Source organism: Pseudomonas sp. H1_D04 (assembly GCF_054683855.1).
This window is the reverse complement of the sequence record NZ_CP162826.1, coordinates 4,458,061-4,474,575: the sequence shown is the minus strand read 5'-3', so window position 1 is coordinate 4,474,575 and position 16,515 is coordinate 4,458,061. Positions and strand designations below refer to the sequence as shown.

Here is a 16,515-nt window from a genome sequence, read left to right as displayed (position 1 = left end):
TGTTCCTTCACCTGGCTGAAAGGCGCGTGTTAGGTGGGTCGGGCAAGACTGCCGGGGTTTGCAATCCTGCTCCCTCGGAGGTTCACGCATGCTCGGGCTGGTAAAGACCGCACTGCAAAAGCCCTACACATTTATCGTGTTGGCCATATTCATCTGCATCATCGGGCCGATGGCGGCCCTGCGTACTCCCACCGACGTGTTCCCCGATATCGGCATCCCTGTGGTCGCCGTGGTCTGGCAGTACAACGGCCTGTCGCCGGACGCCATGGCGGGCCGCGTGATCTACACCTACGAACGCTCCCTGAGCACCACCGTCAACGACATCGAACATATCGAATCCCAATCCCTGCCTGGGATGGGCATCGTGAAAATCTTCTTCCAACCCGGCGTCGATATCCGCACCGCCAATGCCCAAGTGACCGCCGTGTCACAAACCGTGCTCAAGCAAATGCCGCCGGGCATCACGCCGCCGTTGATCCTCAACTACAGCGCGTCCACGGTGCCGATCCTGCAAATGGCGTTTTCCAGCCCAAGCCTCTCGGAAGCCAAGATCCGCGACCTGGTGCAGAACAACATCCGCCTGCCGTTGAGCGCCCTGCCCGGCCTGGCCATGCCCACACCGATGGGTGGCAAGCAGCGTCAGATCACCCTCGACCTCGACCCGCAAGCGCTGGCTGCCAAAGGCCTGTCGGCCCAGGATGTGGGCAATGCCCTGGCGCTGCAGAATCAGATCATTCCGGTGGGCACTGCCAAGCTCGGCCCCAACGAATACACCATCCTGCTCAACAACAGCCCCAAGGCCATCGATGAGCTTAACGACCTGCCGATCAAGACCGTCGACGGCGCGTTGATCACCATCGGCCAGGTTGCCCACGTGCGTGACGGCTCGCCGCCGCAGACCAACATCGTGCGCGTCGACGGTCATCGCGCAGTGCTGATGCCGGCCTTGAAAAACGGCAGCATTTCCACCCTATCGATCATCGACGGTATCCGTGGAATGCTGCCGCGCATCAACGAGACCCTACCACCGTCACTGAAGACCTCGTTGCTGGGCGACGCCTCGGTGTTCGTCAAGCAATCGGTGGGCAGCGTGGCCCAGGAAGGCATCATCGCCGCGCTGCTGACCAGCGCGATGATCCTGCTGTTCCTCGGCAGCTGGCGCTCCACGATCATTATTGCGGCGTCGATTCCTCTGGCAGTGCTCTCAGCGATTGCGCTGCTGGCCGTCAGCGGGCAAACCCTCAACGTCATGACCCTCGGCGGGCTGGCGTTGGCGGTGGGGATTCTGGTGGACGACGCCACGGTGACCATCGAAAACATCAACTGGCACCTGGAACAAGGCAAGGCGGTGAAGACCGCGATCCTCGACGGCGCCGCGCAAATTGTCGGCCCGGCGTTCGTCTCGCTGCTGTGCATCTGCATCGTATTCGTGCCGATGTTCCTGCTGCAAGGCATTGCCGGTTATCTGTTCCGGCCCATGGCGCTGGCGGTGATCTTTGCCATGGCCAGCTCGTTCATTCTTTCGCGCACCCTGGTGCCGACGCTGGCGATGTTCCTGCTCAAGCCGCATACGCCGGAGCAAGGCGCGGGGCATCATCCGGAGGATGAATTTATCAACCACCATGAGGGTGAGCAGCACACGAAACCGCGCACTGCCGCACTGCAAGCCGTGCTGAATTTCCAGCAAGGGTTCGAGCGCCACTTCTCGAATATCCGCGACACCTACCATGGCTTGCTGACATTGGCCCTGGGTCATCGCAAGCGCTTTATCGTGGGTTTTCTGGCCTGTGTGCTCGCCTCATTCCTGCTATTGCCCAGCCTTGGCCAGGACTTCTTCCCGGCCACGGATGCCGGTGCGCTGGCCCTGCATGTGCGCCTGCCGCTGGGCACGCGCATCGAAGAAAGCGCCGCCGCCTTCGACCGCATTGAAGCGCGGATCCGTGAGGTCATCCCTGCCGAAGAACTGGACACCATTGTCGATAACATTGGCATCCCGCTCAGCGGCATCGACATGGCCTACAGCAGCAGCGGCACCATCGGCCCGCAGGATGGCGACATTCAAGTCAGCCTGAAAAAACACCACGCGCCCACCGCCGACTACGTGAAAAAACTGCGTGAAGCGCTGCCGCAAAGTTTCCCCGGCAGCCACTTCGCGTTCCTGCCGGCGGACATCAGCAGCCAGATCCTCAACTTCGGCGCGCCGGCGCCGCTGGACGTGAAAATCTCCGGGCGCAGCGATGAAGAAAACCGCGCCTATGCCGTCGAGCTGGAACGTCGCCTGCAACACGTGCCCGGCATCGCCGACCTGCGCATACAGCAGTCAACCGGCTATCCGTCGCTGCAGGTGAATGTCGACCGCCTGCGCGCCAACGGCCTGGGCATTACCGAGCGCGACGTGACCAACAGCATGGTCGCCTCTCTCGCCGGCAGCTCGCAAACCGCGCCGACCTTCTGGCTCAACCCGGCCAACGGCGTGTCCTATTCCATCGTCGCCGCCACCCCGCAATACCGCCTCGACAGCCTTCCATCACTGGAAGCGCTGCCCGTCACCGGCGCCAATGGGCAGTCGCAGATCCTCGGCGGTGTGGCAACCATCTCCCGTGTGCAAAGCCCGGCGGTGGTGACCCACTACAACATCGAACCGACCCTGGACCTGTACGCCAACGTGCAAGGCCGCGACCTCGGCGGCGTAGCCCGCGACGTGCAAAAGGTGCTGGATGACACCGCGTCCATGCGCCCCAAAGGCGCGACGATCAGCCTGCACGGGCAGATCGACGCGCTGCATGAAGCCTTCAGCGGCTTGAGCTTCGGCCTGCTTGGCGCGGTGGTGCTGATCTACCTGCTGATCGTGGTCAACTTCCAATCGTGGGCCGACCCGTTTGTGATCATCACTGCGTTGCCAGCGGCGTTAGCGGGGATCGTGTGGATGCTCTTCCTCAGCAGCACCTCATTGTCGGTGCCGGCGCTCACCGGAGCCATCTTGTGCATGGGCGTAGCCACTGCCAACTCAATCCTGGTGGTTAGCTTCTGCCGTGAGCGCCTGGCCGAACATGGTGATGCGCTCAAGGCCGCGCTGGAGGCCGGTTACACGCGCTTCCGCCCGGTGTGCATGACCGCCCTGGCGATGATCATCGGCATGTTGCCCCTGGCGCTGTCCGAGGAGCAAAACGCGCCGCTGGGCCGTGCGGTGATCGGTGGTTTGATCTTCGCCACCATCGCCACCCTGTTGTTTGTTCCCGTGGTCTTCAGCCTGGTCCACGGGCGTCACCCTAGTCGCGCAGTTGCAGGAGAAACCCCACATGTCGTCTGATCACAAACCCTCGCGCAAGCGCCTGATGCTCATGGGTGTCGGCGGCCTGACCGTGGCTGCCCTGTTGGTCGCCAACGGCTTGCATGCCCGCACGCTGCACGAGCAATCGGTCACCGCCTGGACAGAGACCGCCGCCATCCCGCAAGTGATGGTGTTTCAGCCCAAGCAGAATGTGGCCGGCGATACCTTGCGCCTGCCGGCGCACCTTGAGGCGTGGAGCAAAGCGCCGATCCACGCCCGGGTCAGCGGTTATTTGAAGGACTGGACAGTCGACATCGGCCGCCAGGTCAAGGCCGGGCAAGTCCTCGCCGAAATCGACAGCCCCGACCTCGACCAGCAACTGGCGCAAGCCCATGCACGCTTGGTGCAGGAACAGGCCAATGCGCGCCTCGCTGCAACCACCGCAACCCGATGGCAAAACCTGCTGGCGAGCCACTCCGTATCGCGCCAGGAAGCCGATGAAAAAACCTCCAACGCCGCGGCCGCCAAAGCCAATGCCCAGGCTGCTGCTGCCGACTATGCGCGGCTGTCCGCACTGGAAGGCTACAAGACAATTCGCGCGCCGTTCGCCGGCACCATCACGGCGCGCAACACCGATATCGGCCAATTGATCAAGGCCGACACCGACAGCGACCCGGAGTTGTTCAGCATCGCGGATACGCACCAGCTGCGCCTTTATGTACCCGTGCCACAGAACTACGCGGCAGTGATTCACCCCGGCCTGGAAGCCCGGCTCACCGTGCCCGAACACCCTGGCGAGCACTTCAAGGCACGGCTGATCGGCGACTCCACTGCCATCGACCGCCGCTCCGGCACCCTGCTCGCGCAGTTCGCGGTCGACAATCCCGACGACGCGCTACTGCCAGGTGATTACGCCGAAGCCACGCTGCCGATTCCGGCCGACACCCATGGTGTGAGCATCCCGGCCAGCGCGTTGATCTTTCGCGCCCAAGGCACCCAGGTCGCGATACTGGATGGGCAGAACCATGTGCACCTGCAAGCCATCCATATCGGCCTCGACCTGGGCGAACGTCTGGTAATCGACCAGGGCCTGAAACCTGCCGACCGCGTGGTCGACAACCCGCCCGACGCTCTGCGCGAAGGCGACGCTGTGCAACTGGCCGACGCCGGAGGTGCGCATGCGCGTAAGGCTTAAGGTGCGCATGCGCACAGGGCTTAAACCACTCGCTGCGTTGACGCTGCTGGTATTGCAAGGTTGCTCGATGGCGCCGAGCTACAAGGTGCCGTCGATTGACCTGCCAGCCAACTACCGCGAACAGACCAGCGACGGCCACTGGCACAGCGCGCAGCCGTCCGACCAATTGGCCCCCGAATGGTGGAAGCTCTACAACGATTCGCGCCTGAATGACCTGCAACAGCAATTGCTCAAGGCCAACCCGGACTTGGCTGCAGCGCTGGCGCACTTCGATGCGTCCCAAGCCTATGCCAGTCAGTTACATGCCGGGCTGTTCCCGCAGATTACCGCCAGCGCACAACCGTTGCGCCAGCGCCAATCTGACTCGCGGCCGCTACGGGGGGAGACGCAGCCGTCGGTGTACAACAGCAACACCGCCGGTTTTTCATTGAGTTACGACCTGGACCTGTGGGGCAAAATTCGCAATCAGGTCGCGGCCGGTGACGCCCAGGCGCAAGCGTCCGGGGATGATCTGGCGGTGGCGCGCCTGAGTTTGCAGCGTCAGTTGGCGACCTTGTACGTGCAGCTCAATGGGCTGGATGCGCAGAGCCGGATTCTTACTGGCTCGCTGGAGGATTTCAGCCAGGCACTGCAACTGACCCGCAGCCGTTACGAGGGCCAGATAGCCTCGGAGCTGGACCTGACCCGTGCGCAAAATCAACTGGCGCAGGCCAGGGCGCAATTGGATGAGGTACGCGGGCAACGCAACCTCACCGAGCACGCCATCGGTGAATTGGTGGGTGTGGCAGCCAGCGACTTTACGCTGCCGCCCGGCCAGCAACTGATCGCCCTGCCAGGGGTTCCGTCGCAGCTGCCAAGCCACCTGCTGCAACGTCGCCCGGACATTGCGGCGGCAGAGCGCCGGGTGTTTGCGGCCAACGCGAATATCGGCGTAGCCAAGGCGGCGTGGTATCCGGATTTCAGTTTGACCGGGCTGATCGGCGGGCAAACGCAGGGCGTGGGGAATTTGCTCTCGGCGGGTAATCGGTATTGGGCGCTGGGGCCGTTAATGAATTTGCCGATCTTTGATGGCGGGCGCCTGAGCGCCAATGAACGCCAGGCCAAGGCCGAGTTTGAAGAAGCGTCCGCGCAGTACCGCAGCCAGGTACTGAAGGCCGTGCGTGAGGTGGAAGATAACCTCGCGCAACTGCGGGATTTGCAGCAGGAAGCGCAGGATGAGCAAGCGGCGGCGGACGCGGCGCAACATACGCAATCGCTGGCGATGAACAGCTATCAAGCGGGTGCGGTGAGTTACCTGGATGTGGTGACGGCGCAGACGGCGGCGTTGCAAGCGCAACGGACATTGCAGGCGGTGCAGACGCGGCAGCTGCAGGCCAGTGTAGGACTCCTGACGGCACTCGGTGGCGGCTGGCAACCTGGCGCCTGACATCATTCTCGGACCTGGCACAGCTCTAGATCTGGGAGGGGCGGTGCGACTTGCTCTCTATAACGGTGGGTCAGTTAATGATGCCTTGAATGAAATACCGCCATCGGGGGCAAGCCCCCTCCCACACTGATTCTGCGTCAGACACATAATATATAAGCACCGCAGAGCCCCCTCCCACACTTGTCCTGCGTCAGACACATAATGTATGAGCGCCGCTGAGCCAATGTGGGAGGGGGCTTGCCCCCGATGGCGACCTTCCCGACACATCCTGCCAAAAGCCTGCCCATCAACCTCGTGCTCTCCAATCTAGCCTCTCTAAGCACATCTAGAGAGGGCCAGGGAATGGCAGATTTACCCGCTTCACACCGCCTGCGCATCGGCCGCTTCAGCGAACCCAACCGCATCTACCTCATCACCACCAACACCCACGAACGCATACCGATATTCAACAACTTCCATCTCGCTCGCTTAGTGGTCTGGCAATTTCGGCTGGCTCAGTACCAAGGGCTGGCCAATTCCCTGGCATGGGTGATCATGCCGGACCATTTCCACTGGCTGCTTGAACTGAAAAAAGGCTCGCTGGCGGACTTGATGTGCCAGGTGAAGTCAAAAAGCACCAGGACCGTCAATGGTGCAAGCGGACGCAAGGGGCGGCTTTGGCAAGAGAGCTTCCATGACCGGGCGCTACGCAAGGAAGATGACTTGGTGAAAATGGCCCGGTATGTGGTGGCTAATCCATTGCGAGCGGGCCTGGTGGAGCGGATTGGCGACTACCCACTGTGGGATGCCATCTGGGTCTAACGTCTGGCAACACTAGTTGAAACAACACCGTTCAAATGTGGGAGGGGGCTTGCTCCCGATTGCGGTAGGTCAGTCAGATTATCTGCAACTGATGCACCGCTATCGGGAGCAAGCCCCCTCCCACATTTTTTACCGGCATTTCAGGCCGCGAGTTTGCCGCTGGCGATGGCTGCTGATGCAGCCACCATGGCACGCAACAACACCGTGAAAATGGCCCGATAGGTGCTGGCTAATCCATTGCGAGCGGGCTTGGTGGAGCGGATTGGCGACTACCCACTGTGGGATGCCATCTGGGTCTAACGTCCGGCAACATTAGCTGAAACAACACCGTTCAAATGTGGGAGGGGGCTTGCTCCCGATTGCGGTAAGTCAGTCAGTTCATCTGCAACTGATACACCGCTATCGGGAGCAAGCCCCCTCCCACATTTTTTACCCGCATTTCAGGCGGCGCGTTTGCCGCTGGCGATGGCTGCCGATGCAGCCACCATCGCGCGCAGCAATACCGTAAAAATGGCCCGATAGGTGGTGGCCAATCCATTGCGAGCGGGCCTGGTGGAGCGGATTGGCGACTACCCACTGTGGGATGCCATCTGGGTTTAACGTCTGGCAACACTAGCTGAAACAACACCGTTCAAATGTGGGAGGGGGCTTGCTCCCGATTGCGGTAAGTCAGTCAGTTCATCTGTAACTGATACACCGCTATCGGGAGCAAGCCCCCTCCCACATTTTTTACCGGCATTTCAGGCGGCGAGTTTGCCGCTGGCGATGGCTGCCGATGCAGCCACCATGGCGCGCAGCAATACCGAGAAAATGGCCCGATAGGTGGTGGCCAATCCATTGCGAGCGGGCCTGGTGGAGCGGATTGGCGACTACCCGCTGTGGGATGCCATCTGGGTCTAACGTCTGGCAACACTAGTTGAAACAACACCGTTCAAATGTGGGAGGGGGGCTTGCTCCCGATTGCGGTAAGTCAGTCAGCTTATCTGTAACTGATACACAGCTATCGGGAGCAAGCCCCCTCCTACATTTTTTACCGGCATTTCAGGCGGCGAGTTTGCCGCTGGCGATGGCTGCCGATGCAGCCACCATCGCACGCAGCAACACCGTAAAAATGGCCCGATAGGTGGTGGCCAATCCATTGCGAGCGGGCCTGGTGGAGCGGATTGGCGACTACCCGCTGTGGGATGCCATCTGGGTCTAACGTCTGGCAACACTAGCTGAAACAACACCGTTCAAATGTGGGAGGGGGCTTGCTCCCGATTGCGGTAGGTCAGTCAGCTTATCTGTAACTGATACACCGCTATCGGGAGCAAGCCCCCTCCCACATTTTTTACCGGCATTTCAGGCGGCGAGTTTGCCGCTGGCGATGGCTGCCGATGCAGCCACCATGGCGCGCAGCAATACCGCACACCCTGCCGCCAGATCATCCGGGGCGGCGTTCTCGATCTCGTTATGGCTGATCCCCCCCTCACACGGTACAAAGATCATCCCCGCCGGCCCCAACTCGGCGACGAAGATCGCGTCGTGACCTGCCCCGCTGACGATGTCTATGTTCGACAAGCCCAGCCCATTCGCCGCATCGCGCACGGCGTCAACGCAGCCTTTGTCGAAGTACAGCGGCGGGAAGTCGGCCGTGGGTTCCATTTCAAAACTCAAGCCATGCTTGGCGCAGGTGTCATCAATGACCTTGCGCACCTCGGCAATCATCGAATCCAAGCGCGCCGGTTCCAAGTGACGGAAGTCCAGGGTCATGCGCACTTCGCCAGGAATGACGTTGCGTGAGCCGGGATACGCCTGCAGGCAACCCACGGTCCCGCAAGCATGGGGCTGATGCCCCAACGCCGCCGCATTCACCGCCGCCACCACTGCCGCCGCGCCTACCAGGGCGTCCTTGCGCAGGTGCATCGGTGTCGGCCCCGCATGCGCTTCAACGCCGCGCAGCTTCAGGTCGAACCACTTTTGTCCGAGGGCGCCGAGTACCACGCCGATGGTCTTCTTCTCATCCTCCAGAATCGGCCCTTGTTCGATATGCGCTTCGAAATACGCACCGACCTTGTGCCCACTCTCAGGACGGGTTCCCGCGTAGCCAATCGCATTCAACGCATCACCCACGCTCACGCCATCCGCATCGACTTTGGCCAGCGTCTCCGCCAGGGTGAATTTTTCGGCAAACACTCCGGAGCCCATCATGCAAGGCGGGAAGCGCGAGCCTTCCTCGTTGGTCCACACCACCACTTCCAGCGGCGCTTCCGTTTCGATATTCAGATCGTTCAGGGTGCGCAGCACTTCCACCCCGGCTAATACACCAAAGCAGCCATCAAACTTGCCGCCCGTGGGCTGAGTGTCGATATGGCTGCCGGTCATCACGGGCGGCAGGTTGGGATTACGACCGGGACGGCGCGCGAAAATGTTGCCAATGCCGTCAACGGTCACGGTGCAACCGGCGTCTTCGCACCACTGCACAAACAGGTCGCGGGCCTTGCGGTCGAGGTCGGTGAGGGCCAGGCGGCACACGCCGCCCTTGGGGGTGGCACCGAGTTTGGCCAGGTCCATCAGCGACTGCCACAAGCGGTCGCGGTTGATGTGCTGGTGGGTCGATTGCAGAACGTCACGGGCAGCGTTCATGGGGATCTCCTCAGGCTTGTATTTCTTATGAATTGACAACGACCGGGCTGATTCCGCGCCTGGCATTCAGGCCGTAATACAACAACCCGCCCAACGCCGAACCGGTAAACCAGCCGTAGCTGTAGAACCAGCTGAACGCATCACTGCCCAACGACAGCAACGTCAACACCACCGGCACGCCAAAGGCGATAAAGCCGCTCCAGTTCCACGCCGGGTATACGTCGTCGCGGTACAAACCGGCCAGGTCCAGTTGCTGTTTGCGAGTGATGAAGTAGTCCACCACCATGATCCCGGCAATCGGGCCCAGCAAACTTGAGTAACCCAGCAACCAGTTGGAATACACGGTTTCCAGGCTCACATCCGAGACGATCAGGCCGAGTTTTTTCAGCAGTTCATGGCCCATCAATACCAGCCCGACCAGGCCGGTGAGGATCACCGCCGTGGTGCGGTTGATCAGCTTGGGCGCGATGTTCTGGAAGTCGTTGGTGGGCGAGACGATGTTCGCGGCAGTGTTGGTGGACAAGGTCGCGACGATGATCAGCGCCATGGCCACGGCCACCCACACCGGGCTCTGGATATGACCGATCAGGGTCACCGGATCGGACACGCTGACCCCTACCAGCTTCACTGACGCCGCGGTCATGATCACGCCGAGGGCGGCGAACAGAAACATGGTCAGCGGCAGGCCGAAAATCTGCCCGAGGATCTGGTCCTTCTGGCTTTTGGCGTAGCGGCTGAAATCGGGAATATTCAGCGACAAGGTGGCCCAGAAGCCCACCATCGCGGTAAGGCCGGCCATGAAATAACCGGTGAGGCTCGCCCCTTCAGGGCGCTTGGGAGGAATAGCCATCAACTCGCTGATAGATACATTCGGCATCGCCCACACCAGCAGGCCAATGCCCACAGCTACCAGCAACGGCGCCGACAGGGTTTCCAGGCGCTTGATCGACTCAGCGCCACGCAATACGACCCACAAATTCAGGCACCAGAAAATCATGAAGCCGATCACTTCACCGGTGCCGCCTAGGGACTTCCACCCCTCGAAAATCGACCCCAGGAACAGGTGAATCGCCAGTCCGCCAAACATCGTCTGGATACCAAACCAGCCGCACGCCACCAGCGCGCGGATGAGGCACGGCACGTTGGAACCGAGGATCCCGAAGGACGAACGCAGCAACACCGGGAACGGAATGCCGTACTTGGTGCCGGGGAAGGCGTTGAGGGTCAGCGGAATCAGCACCACGATATTGGCGAGCAAAATCGCCATCAGCGCCTCGCCCACCGACAACCCGAAGTAAGCGGTCAGCACCCCACCCAGCGTGTAGGTGGGCACGCAGATCGACATGCCGACCCACAGCGCGGTGATGTGCCATTTGTTCCAGGTTCGTTCATGCACCTTGGTCGGTGCCATGTCGTGGTTATAGCGAGGGCTGTCGAGGACGTCGGGGCCGGCGTCGAGTTCGTACAGGCCGTTGCGTTCTATGACTTGCGATCTGTTCTGTTGCATGGCCGCTCCACGGTTTTTTCGAATTATTTTTGCTCACCTGCGTGGTGAGTGCAGGTGGCCGGAGTACCTCGTAAACAACATGACATCACGGGCCCGGCCAGCCGTTTCTGCACTCAATAACCGTGCCGAAAACCGCTACCACACCCTTACCGCTCATATAACTGACTGATGTTAATCAGCTTTCCGATTGAACCTGCGGTACTTGCTACGTGACTCAGGCCGAATAACGTAGAAGTTGCCCGAACTGTCGGGACTCAATCTGGTGCAACACAATTATTTTTATTTCCCAGCCCCGTCAAGAGGCATATCTCAACCGTCTGATTTGCAATAAGAAATGTTGCTCATATTGAGATCCTGTCAAGTGCGTCAAAATGGTGAGAGGCCGCTACATTTTGGTGATTTTAATTTTTAATCCTTATAAATCAGATACTTAATATAGATACAAGCTTATTAAAAATCTTCTTGCTCAATCGAAAAACTCGGGCTAGTTTCTATTCCTGTCACCGATGACAGGAATTAACCGACCATCGGCAGCAGTATTACAACACTTAGAACTGGCACAAGCCGGTCAAGCCTGTGAGGAACTCGACATGTCGCTGTTGATCCGTGGCGCTACCGTTATTACCCATGATGAAAGTTACCGCGCCGATGTGTTATGCGCAGGCGGTCTAATTCGCGCCATTGGCACGGATCTGGATATTCCCGCTGGCACTGAAATACTCGATGGCAGCGGCCAGTACTTGATGCCCGGCGGCATCGACCCCCATACCCACATGCAACTGCCTTTCATGGGCACCGTGGCCAGTGAAGACTTTTTCAGTGGCACAGCAGCGGGCTTGGCCGGAGGCACCACCTCCATCATCGATTTTGTGATCCCCAACCCGCAGCAGTCCTTGATGGAAGCGTTTCACCAATGGCGCGGCTGGGCCGAAAAATCGGCATCCGACTACGGCTTCCACGTGGCAATCACCTGGTGGAGCGAACAGGTGCGCGAGGAAATGGCCGAGCTGGTCAGCCATCACGGCATCAACAGCTTCAAGCACTTCATGGCCTACAAGAACGCAATCATGGCGGCCGACGACACCCTGGTCGCCAGCTTCGAGCGCTGCCTGGAACTCGGCGCCGTGCCCACCGTGCATGCCGAAAATGGCGAGTTGGTGTATCACCTGCAACGCAAGTTGATGGCCCAGGGCATCACCGGGCCGGAGGCGCACCCGCTGTCGCGCCCGTCCCAGGTAGAAGGTGAAGCGGCCAGCCGTGCGATCCGTATCGCCGAGACGATCGGCACGCCGCTGTACCTGGTGCACGTGTCCACCAAAGAAGCGCTGGATGAAATCACCTATGCCCGTGGCAAAGGCCAGGCGGTGTACGGCGAAGTGCTCGCCGGCCACTTGCTGCTGGACGACAGCGTCTACCAACACCCCGACTGGCAAACCGCCGCCGGCTATGTGATGAGCCCGCCGTTCCGCCCGCGCGGGCACCAGGAAGCGCTGTGGCATGGCCTGCAATCGGGCAACCTGCACACCACCGCCACCGACCACTGCTGCTTCTGCGCCGAGCAAAAAGCTGCCGGGCGTGACGATTTCAGCAAAATCCCCAACGGCACCGCCGGTATCGAAGACCGCATGGCGCTGCTGTGGCACGAAGGCGTCAATACCGGGCGCCTGTCGATGCAGGAGTTTGTCGCGCTGACCTCCACCAACACCGCGAAGATCTTCAACCTGTACCCACGCAAAGGCGCGATCCGCGTGGGTGCGGATGCCGACCTGGTGCTGTGGGACCCCGAAGGCACGCGGACCATTTCCGCCAAGACGCACCATCAAAAGGTCGACTTCAACATCTTCGAAGGCAAGACCGTGCGCGGCGTGCCGAGCCACACCGTCAGCCAGGGCAAACTGGTCTGGGCCGATGGCGACCTGCGCGCCGAACGTGGGGCCGGGCGGTATGTGGAACGGCCGGCGTATCCGTCGGTGTTTGAGCAGTTGAGCAAGCGGGCCGAGCATTCCAAACCCGTAGCTGTGAAGCGCTGAGACCGCCATCGGGGGCAAGCCCCTCCCACGCTTGACCGCATTCATTCAGATACAACTCGGTCGAATGTGGGAGGGGGCTTGCCCCCGATGAGGCCAGTACAGGCAACAAAAATGCCCACTTAGAGGCAATCCAAAAAAACCGTGAGGCCAACACCGTGATCCAGACCCTGACCCACCTCCCCCATCCCCATGAAGACGGGGCCACCCTCGCCAGCCATTTCACCGACCTGGCGCCGCCCCTCAACGCCCGCCAGGCCCAACTGGAAGCCTCGCGCTGCCTGTATTGCTACGACGCCCCGTGCGTGAACGCGTGCCCCAGCGAAATCGACATCCCGTCGTTCATCCGCAATATCCACACTGACAACGTCCAAGGCGCCGCGCAGAAAATCCTCTCGGCCAATATCCTCGGCGGCAGCTGCGCCCGGGTCTGCCCCACCGAAATTCTCTGCCAACAAGCCTGCGTGCGTAACAACAGCGAAGAATGCGCGCCCGTACTGATCGGCCTGTTGCAACGCTACGCCATTGACAATGCGCACTTCAGCGAACACCCCTTCCAGCGCGCCGCTTCCACCGGCAAGCGCATCGCCGTGGTGGGCGCCGGGCCAGCCGGTCTGGCCTGTGCCCATCGCGCAGCCCTGCATGGCCACGACGTGGTGATTTTCGAAGCCAAGGAAAAAGCCGGCGGCCTGAATGAATACGGGATCGCCAAATACAAACTGGTGGACGACTTTGCCCAGAAGGAGTTGGATTTTCTCCTGCAAATCGGCGGCATCGAGATCCGCCACGGTCAGTGCCTGGGTGACAACCTGACCTTGAGCGAACTGCATCAACAATTCGATTCGGTATTCCTCGGCCTGGGTCTCGCCGCCAGCAAACAACTGGGGCTGCTCCACGAAGACGCCCCCGGCCTGCTCGCCGCCACCGATTACATCCGCGAGCTGCGCCAGGCCGATGACCTGACTCAACTGCCCCTGGCCGACCGCTGCATCGTGCTCGGCGCCGGCAACACCGCCATCGACATGGCCGTGCAAATGGCCCGCCTCGGCGCCCGCGATGTGAACCTCGTCTACCGCCGTGGCCTTGCCGATATGGGCGCCACTCACCATGAACAAGACATCGCCAAGGCTAATCAGGTGCGCCTGTTAACCTGGGCACAGCCCGAAGAAGTGCTGCTGGATGACAAGGGCCACGTACGCGGCATGCGCTTCGCCCGCACCCGCGTGGAAAACGGCCGCCTGCTCCCCACCGGGGAAACCTTCGAACTGGCTGCCGATGCAATCTTCAAGGCCATTGGTCAAGGCTTCGACAACGACGCATTGCACGATCCCCTGGCGCAACAGCTGCACCGCGTGGGCGAGCGCATCTTCGTCGACGAACAGCTACGCACCAGCATCCCTGGGGTCTACGCCGGCGGCGACTGCGTCAGCCTCGGCCAGGACCTCACCGTACAGGCAGTGCAACACGGCAAGCTGGCCGCCGAAGCCATGCACGCCCAACTCATGCTCAATGTGGAGGCTGCGTAATGGCCGATCTCTCGATTGTCTTCGCCGGTATCAAAGCCCCCAACCCGTTCTGGCTGGCCTCCGCGCCGCCCACCGATAAGGCCTACAACGTGGTGCGTGCGTTTGAAGCAGGCTGGGGCGGCGTGGTGTGGAAGACCCTGGGTGAGGACCCCGCAGCGGTCAACGTGTCGTCACGTTACTCGGCGCACTTCGGCGCCAACCGTGAAGTGTTGGGCATCAACAACATCGAGCTGATCACCGACCGTTCACTGGAGATCAACCTGCGGGAAATCACCCAGGTGAAAAAGGATTGGCCCGACCGCGCGCTGATCGTGTCGCTGATGGTGCCGTGTGTTGAAGAGTCCTGGAAAAACATTCTGCCCCTGGTGGAAGCCACCGGTTGCGACGGTATCGAGCTGAACTTCGGCTGCCCCCACGGCATGCCCGAGCGCGGTATGGGCGCGGCGGTGGGCCAGGTGCCGGAGTATGTGGAACAGGTGACGCGCTGGTGCAAGACCTATTGCTCGCTGCCGGTGATCGTCAAGCTCACGCCGAACATCACCGACATCCGTGTAGCGGCGCGGGCGGCCTATCGCGGCGGTGCGGACGCGGTGTCGCTGATCAACACCATCAATTCCATCACCAGCGTGGACCTGGATCGCATGGTCGCCCTGCCCATCGTCGGTACGCAAAGCACCCACGGCGGCTATTGCGGCTCGGCGGTCAAGCCGATTGCCTTGAACATGGTCGCGGAAATCGCCCGCGACCCGCAGACAAAAGGCCTGCAGATCTGCGGCATTGGCGGCATCGGCAACTGGCGCGACGCCGCTGAATTTGTCGCCCTCGGTTGCGGCGCGGTGCAAGTGTGCACGGCGGCGATGCTGCATGGGTTTCGCATCGTGGAGGAGATGAAGGACGGGCTGTCGCGGTGGATGGACAGCCAGGGTTACGCGAGCTTGCAAGAGTTTTCCGGGCGGGCGGTGGGCAATACAACGGACTGGAAGTACCTGGACATCAACTACCAGGTGATCGCCAAGATCGACCAAGAGGCGTGCATTGGCTGTGGCCGTTGCCATATTGCCTGTGAGGATACCTCGCACCAGGCCATCGCCAGCTTGAAGCAGGCGGACGGCACGCATAAGTACGAGGTGATCGATGATGAATGCGTGGGCTGCAACCTGTGCCAGATCACCTGCCCAGTGGCGGATTGTATCGAGATGGTGCCTATCGACACGGGCAAGCCGTTTTTGAATTGGACGCAGGATCCGAGGAATCCCTACCGGGAGGCGGTGTAGGCCTGTAGGCCGCTATCGGGGGCAAGCCCCCTCCCACAATGGTCTGCATTCTTTCAGCCAAAATGCAGTAAAGCCCCCCTCCCACAGTTGTCTGCATTCTTTCAGACAAAATGCAGTAAAGGTGGGAGGGGCGGTGCGACAATTCGACTTGCTCCCGATGAGGCCCTCAGCCCCACCACACCACTCAAGGCTCCAACCCAATCCCGCGCAAAATCACACCTGTCACCGTCTGGATCGCCTTCTCGAACTGCATATCCGACAACGGCTGGTGATCATTCAAAATCTTCACTTGGTGGTCAAAGTCGGCATAGTGCTGGGTCGATGCCCAGATCATATACAGCAGGCTCGATGGCTCCACCGGCAGGATGCGTTTGTCTTCCACCCACTGGCGAATTTTCGCTTCCTTCATCTTGGCCCAGTCGTACAGGCTCTCGTCCAGCGCCTCACCGAGTGTTGGCGCGCCGTGGATGATTTCGTTGGCCCAGACCTTCGAACCATAGGGCCGCGTGCGTGAGCGCTGCATCTTGGCGCGGATGTAACTGCTGAGAACCACCCGCGGGTCATCGAAGGTTTCGAAGCTCAGGGCGTCCTGTTTCCACACCTCCAGCAGGTCGAACAGCACGGCGCTGTACAGTTCGCTTTTGGTGGTGAAGTAGTAATGCAGGTTAGAGCGCGGCAATTGCGCTTCTTCAGCAATGTCGGCCATGGCGGTGCTGCCGTAGCCTTTCTCGGCGAAGATTTTCTCCGCCGCCAGCAGGATTTTTTCGACGTTGATCCGACGAATTCCGATCTTGTGATTGCCCATAAGGGCTCCCTGACAAAGACATACGCCAAAGACTACCACCCGCTCTAGATCGGGGCGA

At 60.8% G+C, this 16,515-nt stretch carries 10 protein-coding genes and 4 pseudogenes; 11 read left to right on the top strand and 3 right to left on the bottom strand.

The genetic code is table 11. The annotated features are described in order from the left end of the window. Window positions 1–88: 88 nt before the first annotated feature. The 8 genes and pseudogenes from AB4N82_RS20795 to AB4N82_RS20760 form a co-directional block, all read left to right on the top strand. Window positions 89–3,310: an efflux RND transporter permease subunit gene (locus AB4N82_RS20795; protein WP_122680600.1), complete on the top strand. Its 3,222-nt coding sequence runs from the start codon at window positions 89–91 to the stop codon at window positions 3,308–3,310. Further along, entirely contained in the window at window positions 3,300–4,466 is a 1,167-nt protein-coding gene (locus AB4N82_RS20790) for an efflux RND transporter periplasmic adaptor subunit (RefSeq protein ID WP_122765520.1), read from the top strand. Before AB4N82_RS20795 ends, AB4N82_RS20790 begins: the two co-directional genes overlap by 11 nt. Before the next feature lie 7 nt (window positions 4,467–4,473). Next, window positions 4,474–5,892, top strand: coding sequence for an efflux transporter outer membrane subunit (locus AB4N82_RS20785; protein WP_122765521.1), 1,419 nt, complete (start codon window positions 4,474–4,476; stop codon window positions 5,890–5,892). Between the two features lie 342 nt (window positions 5,893–6,234). Continuing rightward, window positions 6,235–6,693 (top strand): REP-associated tyrosine transposase, encoded by a 459-nt coding sequence (locus AB4N82_RS20780; protein WP_095184376.1) that lies wholly within the window; start codon window positions 6,235–6,237, stop codon window positions 6,691–6,693. A gap of 204 nt (window positions 6,694–6,897) precedes the next feature. Then, a pseudogene (locus AB4N82_RS20775) lies at window positions 6,898–6,993 on the top strand (REP-associated tyrosine transposase); the annotation flags it as partial. Between the two features lie 204 nt (window positions 6,994–7,197). Continuing rightward, window positions 7,198–7,293 (top strand): annotated as a pseudogene (locus tag AB4N82_RS20770) (REP-associated tyrosine transposase); the annotation flags it as partial. 222 nt (window positions 7,294–7,515) lie between these two features. After that, window positions 7,516–7,593, top strand: a pseudogene (locus AB4N82_RS20765) (REP-associated tyrosine transposase); the annotation flags it as partial. Between the two features lie 205 nt (window positions 7,594–7,798). Beyond that, a pseudogene (locus AB4N82_RS20760) lies at window positions 7,799–7,894 on the top strand (REP-associated tyrosine transposase); the annotation flags it as partial. Window positions 7,895–8,034: 140 nt separating this feature from the next. On the opposite strand, the gene AB4N82_RS20755 reads toward AB4N82_RS20760, so the two are convergent. Continuing rightward, on the bottom strand, window positions 8,035–9,318 hold the full coding sequence (locus AB4N82_RS20755) for a Zn-dependent hydrolase (protein WP_122765522.1): 1,284 nt from the start codon (window positions 9,316–9,318) through the stop codon (window positions 8,035–8,037). 25 nt (window positions 9,319–9,343) lie between these two features. Continuing rightward, a complete protein-coding gene (locus AB4N82_RS20750) occupies window positions 9,344–10,825 on the bottom strand; it encodes an NCS1 family nucleobase:cation symporter-1 (protein WP_032889926.1) in 1,482 nt (493 codons plus the stop codon). A gap of 590 nt (window positions 10,826–11,415) precedes the next feature. Here AB4N82_RS20750 and hydA point away from each other — a divergent pair. The 3 genes from hydA to preA all read left to right on the top strand — a co-directional run bounded on the left by hydA (window position 11,416) and on the right by preA (window position 15,652). Next, a complete protein-coding gene (hydA, locus tag AB4N82_RS20745; RefSeq protein WP_122765523.1) occupies window positions 11,416–12,855 on the top strand; it encodes a dihydropyrimidinase in 1,440 nt (479 codons plus the stop codon). A 155-nt stretch (window positions 12,856–13,010) separates the two neighbouring features. After that, window positions 13,011–14,378 (top strand): NAD(P)-dependent oxidoreductase, encoded by a 1,368-nt coding sequence (locus AB4N82_RS20740; RefSeq protein ID WP_122765524.1) that lies wholly within the window; start codon window positions 13,011–13,013, stop codon window positions 14,376–14,378. Next, a complete protein-coding gene (preA, locus tag AB4N82_RS20735; protein WP_460102832.1) occupies window positions 14,378–15,652 on the top strand; it encodes an NAD-dependent dihydropyrimidine dehydrogenase subunit PreA in 1,275 nt (424 codons plus the stop codon). The genes AB4N82_RS20740 and preA overlap by 1 nt, the downstream gene beginning before the upstream one ends. A gap of 184 nt (window positions 15,653–15,836) precedes the next feature. On the opposite strand, the gene AB4N82_RS20730 is transcribed toward preA, so the two are convergent. Continuing rightward, on the bottom strand, window positions 15,837–16,457 hold the full coding sequence (locus AB4N82_RS20730) for a TetR/AcrR family transcriptional regulator (protein WP_032889933.1): 621 nt from the start codon (window positions 16,455–16,457) through the stop codon (window positions 15,837–15,839). Window positions 16,458–16,515: the final 58 nt, after the last annotated feature.

Excerpts from the sequence above, each read along its gene's own strand:
- AB4N82_RS20795 (WP_122680600.1), top strand. The coding sequence starts at position 89 with ATGCTCGGGCTGGTAAAGACCGCACTGCAAAAGCCCTACACATTTATC.
- AB4N82_RS20790 (WP_122765520.1), top strand. The coding sequence starts at position 3,300 with ATGTCGTCTGATCACAAACCCTCGCGCAAGCGCCTGATGCTCATGGGT.
- AB4N82_RS20785 (WP_122765521.1), top strand. The coding sequence starts at position 4,474 with ATGCGCACAGGGCTTAAACCACTCGCTGCGTTGACGCTGCTGGTATTG.
- AB4N82_RS20780 (WP_095184376.1), top strand. The coding sequence starts at position 6,235 with ATGGCAGATTTACCCGCTTCACACCGCCTGCGCATCGGCCGCTTCAGC.
- AB4N82_RS20755 (WP_122765522.1), bottom strand. The coding sequence starts at position 9,318 with ATGAACGCTGCCCGTGACGTTCTGCAATCGACCCACCAGCACATCAAC.
- AB4N82_RS20750 (WP_032889926.1), bottom strand. The coding sequence starts at position 10,825 with ATGCAACAGAACAGATCGCAAGTCATAGAACGCAACGGCCTGTACGAA.
- hydA (WP_122765523.1), top strand. The coding sequence starts at position 11,416 with ATGTCGCTGTTGATCCGTGGCGCTACCGTTATTACCCATGATGAAAGT.
- preA (WP_460102832.1), top strand. The coding sequence starts at position 14,378 with ATGGCCGATCTCTCGATTGTCTTCGCCGGTATCAAAGCCCCCAACCCG.
- AB4N82_RS20730 (WP_032889933.1), bottom strand. The coding sequence starts at position 16,457 with ATGGGCAATCACAAGATCGGAATTCGTCGGATCAACGTCGAAAAAATC.